Source organism: Zooshikella ganghwensis, assembly GCF_018263875.1.
GTDB classification, from domain to species: Bacteria; Pseudomonadota; Gammaproteobacteria; order Pseudomonadales; family Zooshikellaceae; genus Zooshikella; species Zooshikella ganghwensis.
Genome location: NZ_JAEVHG010000020.1, coordinates 1 through 14,301, shown reverse-complemented (window position 1 = coordinate 14,301; position 14,301 = coordinate 1). Strand labels below are relative to the sequence as shown.

3 protein-coding genes are annotated in these 14,301 nt (G+C 43.3%); 1 reads left to right on the top strand and 2 read right to left on the bottom strand.

What is annotated here, in order from left to right:
- Positions 1-14: 14 nt before the first annotated feature.
- Complete coding sequence (locus tag KHS79_RS26170) at positions 15-1,868, bottom strand: LamG-like jellyroll fold domain-containing protein (protein WP_215817538.1); 1,854 nt, start codon at positions 1,866-1,868, stop codon at positions 15-17.
- Positions 1,869-1,937: 69 nt separating this feature from the next.
- The gene (locus KHS79_RS20975) at positions 1,938-3,233 is read right to left on the bottom strand and encodes a LamG-like jellyroll fold domain-containing protein (RefSeq protein ID WP_212721697.1); all 1,296 of its coding nucleotides are present in this window, start codon (positions 3,231-3,233) and stop codon (positions 1,938-1,940) included.
- 789 nt (positions 3,234-4,022) lie between these two features.
- Between KHS79_RS20975 and KHS79_RS20970 the strand changes: the two genes are divergently transcribed.
- Positions 4,023-14,301, top strand: a 10,279-nt coding sequence (locus tag KHS79_RS20970) for an RHS repeat protein (protein WP_212721695.1), incomplete at its 3' end; no start/stop codon positions are given.

Below are 14,301 nucleotides of genomic sequence, written 5' to 3'. Positions count from 1 at the left end.
TAACTCACTTTGCATCATTTATGGCCACCGTGACGTATTTTTCTGCGGTATCTTGAAGGGTCACCCGTGTCACTAGCTTGCCATCCGTGGACAGGACCAAACATTTTAATACCACCAGATCCCCCTTGGTGAATACAATGATTGATTGTCACACTGGTTTGGCCGGCAGGTTTAAACCCTCTAATTCGGCGATGATAGCCACCATGGTTATACCAATGAATATTTATTTCGTAGGCACTGGCTTCGGGGTGAAAGCCGCTGAAAGTCCAATTACGACAGTTTGAACCACCACCACCACCCATACTGAGTGTCTTATACTGAGGCCATAAGATTAAGTGTCCATTGTCTCCTGAATCTTGAGCAGGCCATCCGTCATAAGGTCCGTGGAGGGTTAGGTTTGAAGAACCACCGTTTTGTGGGCAGTGATTAAATGTAACGCTGGTTTGTCCCTCTGGTTTCGTATTTTTGATGGTTCGGTGCTGGCTACCTTTACGTGATTGCCAATTAATATTTAATGTATAACTAGACGCTTCTGATGGTAAACCACTATAAGTCCAATCTTGGCAATTGTTTAGCGAAGTGCTAGGCATTGTTTGAGAAGCAGCATAATATGGTAATGGATCCGCGTCTTTTAGGCATGTAAAGTGGCTGATACCTGATTCACCAAATAACCCGGTAAGGGGAACAGCTTCCCATCCGGCTTCACAAGAACAGATATTTTTGCTGCCTTGTTGCAGTGTCATCGCAGGAGCTTCAACAGAAAGAACCTGGTTATTATTAATAACACAGGAGCCTGCTGTTGTATTTTTTGGTAACGCCAGAATAGTTTGTCCTTTTAAGCCAGTGTCTCCACGATCACCTTTTTCACCGCTAGGGCCTTTATCTCCAGAATCACCTTGTTTACCTCTAGGTCCCTGTGGTCCGGGATCACCATCTGGACCAGGCTTGCCATCTTGACCGGGTTGGCCCTGTTTTCCTGGTGGACCTTGTTCGCCTTGCGTACCTGTTTTACCTTGAGGGCCTGCATTACCTACAGGTCCTTGATTACCTTTAGCGCCATCTTCTCCTTGCGCTCCTTTTTTTCCTTCTTCACCTTTATTGCCTGGAATACCACGAGTGCCTTTAGGACCTTCAGCGAGTTGCCAACAGTTTTCGCCTTGATTAAAAAGGCATTGATTCTCGAAAAATGAAAGCGAGCGATCATAAATACTCAGCTGGTCTATTAAGCCAGTAAAGTTTTTAACTGTGCTATCTGTTGATAAACCTATTTCAATAGCGCTATCGTTTTTTAGTTGTGTACCGTTGAACTGGCTTGAATCCATGGTTTTGTTAAAGATAACAGGACGGCCATTAATGACTATATGTAAAGGTTGTGGTTGCTCTTTATCAAAAGAGATAGAAAAATGCTGCCAACGTTGCAAATCAGTAATAGTTTCGCTGTGTACTTTAGCTGTGATCCCTTGGCCTGATTTAAGTACTAATTCTAGTGTATTGTTTACAACTTGGAGTTGATAGCCAGTTTGAGTTTCATGATTCATTTTTCGAATCAATGAAAATGTTTTTTGGGTAGCATCAGGCTTAAACCAAAAACTCACGGCATGTGAATTATCGCCTAACCAGCTATTGGGAATAACAAGCGAGGCTAACTCTTGGTTGAACCTAAGGGATTTATTACGCTTTCCTTCCTCTGCAAGTAAAGCGTTCTCAGGTAACTGTAAATTATTTGCATTACTGCTTTGATCAATAATTTGCTGTGCTTCGATTTTATCAAAATTCCATAGTCCTACAGGTTTTTGCTGAGCACTAGCAGGAAAGGCTGCAGTTGTACAACTTAAAAATAAAAGTGTACTAAGTGTATTTTTTCGCATCTTTTAAAACTCATTCACTGTTCTTTGGTGCTTAACATAATTATTTAAAGTATTTTTAAAAGCTGATAATTAATTTTTAATACACCAAGAGGCATTAACATCCCCCACTCGAGTCCAGCCCGATGCACAGCTGCAGGCATTTAAGTACTGGTTATTATGACGATAAGTGTAGGTTGATGCTGCAGTGCCATAATGTAGCGTAATTGTTTGGTTAGCTTTATTTATTTGGCAAAAGCCTGATAAAGATCCTTTAGGTAAATCCTGGTAGGAATCTGCAATAGGACCTGCATCACCTCTTGGCCCTGGCTCACCTTGTGGACCTCTCACACCAGGTAAACCTTGCTGGCCATCTGGTCCTTTGGGACCTGTTTTACCCACGCCGGGTTGGCCTTCTAATCCTGGCAATCCTGATCTACCTTGTGGTCCTTGTGGGCCAGTTTCACCTTGAGGGCCTTGAGGGCCTCGTTCTCCTTGTTTACCAGCTTCCCCTTGTTTACCTCGGGGACCTTGCTCTCCCTTAGAGCCTTGAGGACCTTTGACTCCTTTTTCACCTTGTGGGCCTTGTTGGATAGGAATAAGGCAGTTTAAACCCAGCTGGCTTAAGCAGTATGACTCCACAGGATTAATGATATTTTGAAATAAATAGACCTCGTCAATTTTTCCTTGAAAATTTTCAGGTGGAGTCATTACATTGGATGAAAAAAATATACTAGGATCAGCATAACCTATATTAAAGGTTGATATTGATTCATGTGTTGGTGAGGTTGTTAAGGAATTATTGATGCTTTCAAGATTACTTTCAAAGCCATTAATCGTCACTAGGGTGGACTGTAAAGATAACCCAGTATTATAGCCAATACTAACATGCTGCCATTTACCTGGATGAAGTTTTTCTTTAGTTTTAACGTGTAGTGAGCCATACATAATATCAGTGATGACAATATTAATATATAACTCTTCATCAACAAATGTGGCTACACCTGAGCCATTAGTTGCAACGCGTGAAAAAATGCTTTGGCTTAAACCTGCTCCAGGAATATATATCCAGGCAGCAAATGCAAAGGGTTCTTCCAATGTCCAATTATCACCTACATTAAACTCCATAGATGAGCTGCTGTCGTTAAATTGTGCAGCATAACCTTGAATGCCTTCCGCAAAAGAAATATCGCCATTTAATATTGATGAATGGTTGAACTCACTGTGGTCTCGCACATCTTTATAGTCAAATGACCAGTAACCCACTTGTTTTTTTGGCCAGTTGCCTACATTGGATGGATCGAAAGGATCATTGGCTGATGTTATTGAAGCGCTACATAGTAAAGTGCTATAGCTTATTAACTTGCTTAATTTGCGTAAAAGACGCATACACAAAACCCTGGTAGTTGCAAAAGTTTTAACAGTTATAAGGCGCTTTGTATTCTTCATATCCATAGGTTTACTGAGATATGTTATGAAGGAAAACACCTAAACATAGTGAAATCATAAAATAATGAAGTGTTCAAAGGACATTGATCTAGTGTGTATTCAAGGTTTATGTGCAAATGAGAATTACACATCTTACACGCTAATGAGAGTTTAAGAGTTGATCTAACAACGGTGTGATTATTTTTCAGTGAGTGGCAGGTTGGTATGATACCTGATTCTAAATTTGTTGCAATTCTATACAACGCTATACAACAAGAAGTACCTGTGGAACTAAAGTTGCTGAGGATATTTTTTACCAGTTATCTTCTTATATACTCCGTTTATCCTGTGATTTTATTAAACTATTTAGTTAAGAAGTGCCAGTAAAATTATGATTAATAAGGATATTATTTTTATACTTGAATTCGTTGTGTAAAAGATAAACAAAAATAGCACTGAACAAAATTCTATAAATAATGGATATATAAAATAAGTAAGTGAAGTTTTTGTAAGACATGATACGACTGTACTAGCTGATTACGGTTTAACAACAGTATTGTGTTTTTATTTGACAGTGTTTGGTATTAATTAAGATGGCAAATATTTTTATCGATTAGGCTAATACCCTTCATAATTGTTTCTTCATTTTGATGCTCTACCCATCTTTAATTAAAAAATGTGCTTATCAGGTATTGATAAGTAAACAGCATACGTTGCTGTCACCAATTACCTTTATGAGAAAAGACTTTTATGGTTGCTTTAGTATCTGGATCTAATCTTGGGTTATTTAATCATTTAGTACTAGGAAATGGGGCTGGTAGTAAAGTAGGTCAGGGTAATAACCAAGTCTTTCTTAATGCAGCAACTGGTAACCTGATTTTACAACAACATTCTAATGAGCTTCCTGCATTAGGGTTGGATACCCAGCTAACACAAACCTATAACAGCCAGGGGCAGCATAACGATGCACGTAGCCAGTCCTGGTTATTGAATCAGCACCGCTATTTAACAGATCTTCCAGAAAAAGCCACTGTGGGAAGCAAGTTACGTCGAGCAAATGGTGATGGTAGCTTTAGTGAGTATCACTTTGATAGTGAAAAGCAGGCGTATATTTCCACTGATGGTAGTGGCGCTCATGATCAGATTAGGTTTGATGAAGCGAAAAAACTATGGATTTGGCAAGAAGGTACTTCAGGTGTAGTAGAGCACTATAATTCAGACGGTCAGCTGGTCAGTCGAAATGATAGAGATGGGCACCTTCTGAACTTTAGTTACGAAAATAATCTGTTAAGTCGTATTACGGATGCATCAGGTCAGCAGACAACGCTCAGTTATATTCAAGTATCAGGAAAAACACTGCTGAGCCAAATTGCAACGAGTTATGTTAATGACCAGGGTAAAACACAAGAAACTATTAACCAGCGATTTGAATATGATCTGCAAGGCAGGTTATCAGCAGTTATTATCGATCTTACACCTGAAGATAATACAATTGCTGATGGCAATATCTTTCGTACTGACTATCAATATGACGGTAACAGTTTACGCATTAAGCAAGTTGAGCAGAGCGATGGTGTCATCCAACAATTCACCTATAAAAAAATGGGCGAACAGTATCGTATTGTTCGTATTGAAGATGGTAAGGGCGTTGGAGTTACTCTTGATTATAACACTACTCAGCGACTGACAACGGTCAGAAACGATAAAGGTGAAACATCCTTTTACCGCTTTGATGAACAGGATCGTTTAACATCAATCACTCAGCCTGCAGTTAATCACCAGCGACCCGTATTGTCTTATACCTATGATGACGCAGGTAATATTACCTCAGTAACAGATGCTAAAAATCAGGTTACACAACGACAGTATGATGATGCAGGCAATTTACTGACTGAAATTATTGGTAATCAGGTTAATTATTTTCGCTATAACGAGAATAATCAAATAATTGCTAAGGCAAACTATACATTAGCAAAACCTGGCACTATTGATGATATAGGCCATTTGGCAGACCTTCCTGAAAATGCTGCTATAACGAGAATGGTTTACGATCAACAAGGTCACTTACGTTATACAATCAGTGCAGAAGGGCGTATTCAGGCTTGGGATTATAATGCTCAGGGCTTAATGGTTGAGCACAGAGTTTATTCAAACGTACAATTTTCATTGGCTGATTACACGGCTGAGAAAAATATTTCGCTTTCAGCTATTGATACTTTTTTAAATGCACAGCCACAAGCACAGTATCAAAGAACGACCAATGATTATGATGCCCGTGGTATGGTGGCACGCATTACTCAATGGACTGGTAATCAAGCTCAGCAAAAAACACACTATATTTATAGCGCATTTGGTCAATTACTTAAAACCATTAATGATAAAGGTGTGGTAGAACAATTTACCTATGATGGACTGGGGCGTGTACTGAGTAAAGAAAAAGCAGGCCAGCGTTTAAGTACAGTACAATATAACGATGCGCAGCAGGCGATTGTCACCACAACGGCAAATGGTTTATCAACAACGCAAGTATTTGACTCTGCTGGGCGCTTAGTGACAGAGTCAACCGTCGCGACGGATGAAACCGTTACTGGAAAACAACGACTGTTTTATGATGAAGCAGGTCGTTTAGTGGCAAAAGAAGCTGCAGATGGTGCGCGTAGCTACCTCTTTTATAATGAGGCAGGACGAAAAGCAGGCACCATTGATGAAACGGGTAAAGTGACTCGTTTTAGTTATGATGCTAATGGTTTGCTCATTGCGACAAGAGAATACAGTACTCGCGTTGATACTTCTGCATTAGTCGCTCAACAAGGAGAAGTTAATTTAAAGCTGATGAAGCTTACGGCATGGCTACCTGCTGAATCAGCTGCAGACCGTAGCTCATATGCTATTTACGATGCACAAGGACGAGAGCAGTATGCGATTGATACTGAAGGATTTGTCACCGAAACGATTTATAACGCTCAAGGTAAACAGGTAGCTAAACATCGTTATGAGCAGCCATTATCCAGTGAGCAGTTAACTGATGCCGCCAATTATTCCGCTGGTGATATAAATCGTCTTATTGGTAGTTATAGCTATGTACTCATGGATAATACTACCTGGACGACAGATCGGCAGCCTGATCAGCCTTATGCTTATACATCAAGTGCATTACTGCAGCATAGAGAGCTACATGCTTATGAAGACGTATTGAAACTGTCTGGAGAGCGTGTAAATCGTAATCCAGTTCAGCCATACCCTGTACAAACAGGTTATGACTATACACTAAGATCAGTGCAAAAAGCTGGCGCACAAACCCTGCAATTAGTGGGTGCGCGCACTTCTGAGCAGCCTATGGTTAAGGTCGAAGGACAAGCTCAGCCCACTGCTTCTCCAGCAATATCCCTTGCATTAACCCGTGAAGGTGCTTTAGCAAAATTAACATTACTATCTACAGAGTTTAGTGCAAATAAAAGTAATGCGGCAGACTATTGGCAAGGTGACCAGCGTTTTATAAAGCCTACAGATCGAGGCTTTGAAATAACTCAACCAGGTAGAAAAAATACAGCCAGCGCAGTTAAGTCAAATAGTTCTTCAAGATATCTTACGGCTAAGGGATACCATTTTAAAACAGACGTAACCCTTTCTGATACTACAGGCCTCTTCTCGTTGGCGATCAAGGCTGATAATCGCAAACAACATATGCTACGTCTTATTTCGGGAAATACAGTTGCGCTAATAGGATTAGGAGCTGGAGGGGTTGAGAGACAACTCAATAAAGAACCTTACACGAAGGGTGAAACCTATACCATTGAGTTTGAAGTAAATGCAGATAGTTCAACCGTTTACTTTTACCCAAAAGGTAAGACACGTGCAGAAGGGTTTAGTCAACGGTTAGAAAATCATGGTTTTAAGTCAGTTAACGTTGAATTGATTGTAGGTAAGTCAAGAACTAATAATGATCAACGAGTTGACTTGACCCATTTCCAGGAAAAAGGCCAGTTGGCTTTAGATAACTATCAGTTACGCTATCGCGTAGCAGGTACAGAAAATTTCACTCCAGTAAGCCTTAATGAAGAACAGGAGTTTGCTTGGAATGACTGGCCTGACGGGCAAGCTTACGAGCTAGAGTTAACAGATAAAGAAACGGGTAAGGTATACCTTGCGCAAACTACGGGCACTGCAGAAACACTGCAGTTTAAACCTGAGCAGGATAATACAGCGCCTTCAACATCGGGTGTATTTATCAATAATATGGTGCCCAAAGGACAATGGGCACATTATCAACAAATTACCACTAAAGTATTTAATGCTGAAGGTCAGTTGGTAGGTGAAGGCACTATTTCGCCTGCTGATTTTGCCGAATACCAAGGTCAAATAAAAATTGGGGATCAGCTCTTATCCGCTGGGCAATATCAGCTTGAAATTATTTTTACGGATAACACTGGTAAACAATTAGCACCACTCAGTATGGGGTACCAAGTCGGTAATACTCATACACCCCTTCAGCAGTCTTTACAGTGGGCATCACCCAAACAAGCAGGTGAGCTTGATGTATTGCGTGTGCGAAAAGTGGGGAGTAATGATTGGCAAACATTAACGATTACCCAAGATGCTCAAGGTAAAAATAAGGCTGATTTAACACCATTAACGCCAGGCCAGTATGAATATCAAATTAATTATTTAAATGATCAAGGTCAGATTAGCTATCAATTAACAGGTAGTATTGATACGAATCGTTCTAGTGATACAACACACTCTGGTATTACAAATGTAGAAGCTGAAGCAGAAAACATAACGTACCAGCAAGTACATAATAAATATGATGTATTGCAAGGTGTAATATCAACAGAAGAACAACAAAATCTGGAAAAAATTGACTGTAATACTTATCGGAAGGATGGTCGCCATCCACTTGCCGAAAATACAATTACCATCGATGACTGGGTGAACTTTAAAGGCGACGTCACTTTACTTCCCCATCATGTCAATAATCGTCCTTTACTTAAGAACGGTGAAGCCTATCGCGTTGAAATTAATCTCCATTATAAAGATGGTTCTGTTGTTACCAAGGCACCGATTGAATTTGAGTTTGGGGATGATTTTTATACCGTCAATCAAACTTTACGCTGGCCCGTTGTTGAGACACATATTCCTTTTACAGAGCGTCATGAATTTCGCTATCGAGTAAATGGTTCGAAGGATGAGTTTATCTCTGTGCCTGTGGTACGAGAAGGCGATGAGTTTGTTGTTCAGCTGACAGGATTGATTCCAGGTGAAGGCTATGAATATCGCATTAAGCATCTTGATGACCAGTCAGCACACATTGGTGGGGGAGAGTATGATGTGGAGCTGTGGGGACTGTTTTCAGCTAAGTTAGGGCAGTCAACCAAAGATAGTAATGTTAGTTATGACCGCATCATTTCTGAACCTGCTGATAGTGGTGCATTAACAGGTGTTATTTCAGCCGAAGAAGCAAAGCTGATTGACTCTGTGGACGTTAGTGTTCGTCAAGAGCAGGCTGATGGTAGCGAAGAGACTTTGAGTCGTGCTGAAACTTACATTAGTAGTTATAAAAATTATCAGGGTGAAGTTAACTTAGGCATGCCTGGCGGGTTAAAACCCGGAAAATACACTATCGTCGTACAAAAATTCTATCGAAATGGTGAAGTAAAACATGAGCGCTTTGACTATGAAGTAGGTGCTCAGCCACAGCTAAATAAAACACATCGGCTTCGTATTCCTGTGGCTAACTTGCCCGTTGATATTAATCAGCCAAATGTACAACTCAGCTATCGCTTAAAGCAATTAGGTGAGGCGTTTACTGCAATTGATGTAAATAGTATTCGCTCTTCAGATGGGCAATATCTTGAATTAAATTTAGACCAGTCTCGAGAAGCCGCTTATGATTTTGATTTAAAAATTGTCAGTGATCAGGGGGAATTTCAAGGCCGTGCTTCGGTGATATTGGATGCTAATACGGATGGTAATTATTTACTGAAGTTTGGTGATAAGTTAGGGAATGATATTGCTGGGCGTTTTACTCATCGCTTGTACAGTCAAGATGGTTTATTGGTCGGTGAGTTGGATGCTGAAGGCTTTTTAGTTGAGCATCGTTATGATGCTGCAGGGCAAAAAATTAGCACGACACGTTATGCCAATGCTACAGGTTATCCAAGTAAACAGCAGTTATTTTTAGATATTAATACGCTGAGGCCAGAGGTTAGTGTTAATGATCAAACCACACATTTTATTTACGATGATTTAGGCCAGCATATTGCTACGGTCGATGCTGAAGGTTATTTGACGGAAACCGTTTACGATAGTTTAGGGCAAGTTGTACAAATTATTGGTTATCGACAACGGATTAATTATCAACAACAAACCCTGACTGAATTACGCGTATTAGCGACAGGTAGTGAACCTAACCGTGTGGAACACCACGAATATGATGATCGTGGACGTCTGATAAAACAGACGGCGGCAAATGGTTTGGTCACGCATAATGAATATGATGTGATGGGTAACTTAATCACTGTTACTCAAGGCCAGGCAAGTGATCATAGCCAGGTACGTTATCAAACTAAGCGTTATGATCAATTAGGTCGTGTCACGGCAGAATTAACGGCAACGGGTGCTAAACAGCTCGCAGCAGCTACCACAGATGCTGAACGTGAAATCATTTGGCAAAAACAAGCCACTTTATTTTCATATAATGAGCGTGGCTGGTTAATCAGTAAAACTTACCCAGAAGTTAATGCACTCGAAAATGGACAAAATAAAAGTCATTCTCAGCATTTAACACAATGGTTTTTTTATAATAAAGGTGGACAGCTTCGTTTTAGCATTAGTAGCCAAGGGGCAGTGAATGAACTGCGTTATAATACCCTTGGTGAAAAAATAGCGAGCATTGACTATGCCACGGCGTTACCCATAAATAATGCATTAACGGGGGGATTAGCAAGCACAGAATTAAGTGAAAAAATAAAAGGCATTGCAAATTCTGAGCAAGATCAGGTTACCCATTTTGAATATAACAAACGTGGTTTATTAGCTAAGTCGACAACCGCCAGTGGTAGTGTCAGTCAATATCAATACAACAGTTTTGGTGAAGTCAGCCAGCTGGCAAAAAGTATTCAAGCCGCAAACAAACAATTTCAAATCGCATCTTTTGAATATGATTTACGTGGGTTAGCCATTACTAAAACGCTTTCTGTTGAGGGTTTAACAGAAAGTGGCCTAAGGCAAACAGAGACCATCACCTACGATGCTTTTCAGCGAAAAACCAAGGTGCAACAAGGCGAGTTTATTTGTCAACAGTTTAGTTACAACCGCTTAAACCAACTTGTTAGTGAGCTTAATGCTGCCGGTGATACAACGCAGGTTGCGTATGATGCATTTGGCCGTAAAGTATCCATAACCGATCGCCAGGGCAATACCACTACTTATCACTATGACGATCAGCAACATCAGTTGAAAGTGGTGTCTGCTACAGGTGAGCAGCTCATTACACAATACGACCAGTTTGGTGAAAAAGCGGCGTTAATTGATGCCGTTGGGACACGCACTGAGTACCACTATGATGAAGCAGGACGTGTTCAGCAGGTTACTCAGCACAGTGCAGATGGTGAACTTTTAAAAACCGTTGAGCAGCATGAATACAATACACTTGGTTGGAAGCAGAAAACGGTAGCAGCTAATGGGCTCGTTACGACCTATCAATATGATGTGGCTGGAAAGCTGCTGCGACAAACTGTTGACCCTGAGGGTAAAGCACAAGTCACTTCTCATGAAGTCGATGTGCGTGGCCGAGTGATTAAAACCACCACGCCAAATGGTGTGCAAACGTTGACCGCTTATGATGCTGAAGGTCGGGTGAGTCAGATCACGCGACAGGCTGGAGAGCAGCAGCGTATTACTCGTTATCGCTATGATGAGCAAGGCAATAAAGTTGCTGAGCAAACGTATTCAGCATCAGTTGTCAATGGTCAGCAGCGTGGGTTAAAGCTCTGGCGAGAAACCCACTACCACTATGATGGTTTGGGTAGATTACAAGCCAAGATTGTTGACCCCAGTGGTTTAGCGCAAACCACCCGCTACCAATATGACGAGCAAAATAACCTTACTGCTGAAACCAATAGCTTGGGGCAAACCACTTACCATGCCTATAACACAGATAATCAGCGTATTTACTCAGTTGATGCTGAAGGTGGCGTAACGCTTGTTAAATACACCAAAACCGGTCAAGTCTGGTTAACAGAACAGCTGGCCAAACCAATCAATACCGAAGGGCTTGAGCTTGCACTTAAGCAGGCCCGTGAGCCAAGAGTGGTTATTGAGCAGCGTATTACTGATCGTAGCTCGCCACAGCAGACTGAGCATAATCACCGCAGTTATACCCTCTATGATGCTGATGGTCGTAAAGCCATGACCATCGATAACCTTGGGGGTGTTACTGAGTTTGTCTATAACAGCCGAGGTGCGTTGGCTCAAACCATACGCTATACACAGCGCCTGTCTGATATTCAGCAGTTGGCAGAAGCTCAGGATTTGGCAGCGACTAAAGCGCAAGTTCGTGCGGCGACTACAGATGACAAGCCTGCGTATACCCAAACTACGTTGTTTGATCAGTTGGGACAAGCTCGGTTTATGGTTGATGCCAACGGTAGCCTGACTGAAAAACAATACGATATCAGTGGGCAGGTGGTGCGTGAACTGAAGTATGACCTAGCTGCTGTTGAAGCGTTGAAATTGGATAAGGTCAACTTACTTGAACTCTCTGATCAGCAGTTAGAGGCTAAACTACAAGCCTGGCTGACTGCAAGTGAAACGACTGAAAGCGGAGAAACAGTTGAGCACCAGCTTAACTATCAGCAGACGGACTATATCTACAATCAGTTGGGCCAGACTTGCTTCACCATTGATGCGGCTGGTTACATAAACCGCTTGAGCTATGACCAGGCTGGTCAAGTGGTTGCCAGTTACCGTTACCAGCAACCATTGAGTAGTGACTTGCGGCAGGGGGGACGTTTAGGTCAACCATTAGCTTTAGCTCAGCTTACCGAGTATGTTGCAGAACATAATGCAACTGTTGAGGCCAAGCAGTATGTTTATGATGCGGCAGGGCGTAAACAATTTGAAATCGATAGCATGGGCTATGTTACGGCTTTCAGTTACGATGCCCTGGACCAGCTGCTCAGTACTACTCGTTATACACAGCCTATTAGTTATGACCCGTCACCCACTGAAGCATCTGTTAATCAGGCTACCCAAAAACTGCACGGTGTATCTACTCGCCAACACTATGATGCACTCGGCCATACCCTGTTAGAAATCGATGCCCTGGGCCATGTGACCGGCCATGAATACGATGCCTTAGGCCAATTGCGCCGCACCGTGCGTTATGCTCAAGCGTTGGATGAAGGGCTACGTAATGGATCGGCCTCGGAGATTGCTGCGCGGTTGTCGGGACTGAGTCATGCGCAGGACCAGGCGACGGTGTATCGCTATGATGCCGCCGGCCATAAAACCGCATTGATAACCGGGGCGGCCAGTGCGGTCACCTTAGGCTTGAGTGAGGACCAGCTGCAGGCGGGGTTAGCGTCAGGTCAGCTGCGCGCCGAATTCTATGAATACGATGCCCTGGGTCAACGGACTGTGTTACGCCAAGCCACGGCAGAGGGCGACTTCCGTACGCTGTTCTACTACGACAGCAAAGGCCAGTTGACCCGCGAGTTAAAACAGGTCAATGCCGAGCAGGGTTATCTGACGGTGTTCGACTACGATGCCTTCGGTAATAAAGTCTTCGAGAACCGCTACAGTGGTTTGCTCCCCATGGCGCTGGGTGCCAACCAGTCGCGTTCCTTGGTCTATGCCGACCGCATTGTCCGTTTCCGTTACGATGCGTTGAATCGTCTGGTCGCGGAAACCGTGCCCAGTGCCGATGGTAATGGCCACGAGACCCAGTATCAGTACGATGCCTTTGGTAACCTGACCTTAAAAACCGAAGCGGCGGGTATGCAGGCCGAGCGTCGCACGGCCTATCGCTATGACGAGCGTAACCAAAAAATCGCGGAGATCACCGCGCTGGGTACCGAGGCCGCGGCAGAGACCCAATACCGTTATGATGCGTTGGGTCGGGTCAGTGCCATTATCGATGCCCGGGGTGTGGCCCTGGTTCAAGACGACAGTGACTGGGCGCTGGCCGAGCGTGCACGGTTAGGCATCGTCAATACCATCACCACCGCAGACGGTCAAACGCAGCCGGGTGGGGCTAAGCGCGCGCATGAGCTGACCGAGGAGGATATCGCCACCCTGCAAGCGGCGTATACCAGCGAGCAAACCTTTGATGCGGCGGGGCGCAAGATTGCCGAGCGTGATCCACTCGGCCATGAGACGCACACCGTTTACGACGCCTTTGGCAACATCATCAAGGCCACTGATCCTCGCGGTCAGGTTGGTTACTTCTTCTACGATGCCAATAACCGCTTGCGATTACAGATTGATCCCAAAGGCTACGCCACCGAAACCCGCTACGATGCGTTCGGTCAGGTGGTCAGCACCTATCAGTATCAGCAGGCGCTGGATCTCAGTGGCGGTGCTATCACTGAACAGAGTGACCTGACCGCGCTGATCAGCCAGCTGCAAACCCAAATGGGGAGTGGTTCAGGCAGTGCTTCGGATAAGGTCATTGTCCAGCAGCATACCTTGAATGCCTTTGGTCAAATCCTGAGTTCGACACAAGCTGGCGTCACCACCACCTTCAGCTATGATGCCCAAGGCAATAAGGTCAGCGCCACCGATGGCAATGGCCACACCACCCACTATGCCTACGATGCCCAGGGGCGCTTGATTGAAGAAACCTCCCCCGAAGTGCGAGTAGTGACCGATGTCGAGCAAGGCGTGGTCAGTACCCAGGTAGTCGTGACGCGTCATCAGTACGATCAACTGGGCAATAAAACCCAGACCATCGTCGGCGCTAACAGTGATCAGCCACGGGTCACTGAGTTCCGCTATAACGCCCAGGGTCAGTTGATTCAACAACGCC

What these genes read in the sequence shown, in the direction of transcription:
- KHS79_RS26170 (WP_215817538.1), bottom strand. Translation starts at nt 1,868, where the DNA reads ATGCGAAAAAATACACTTAGTACACTTTTATTTTTAAGTTGTACAACT.
- KHS79_RS20975 (WP_212721697.1), bottom strand. Translation starts at nt 3,233, where the DNA reads ATGCGTCTTTTACGCAAATTAAGCAAGTTAATAAGCTATAGCACTTTA.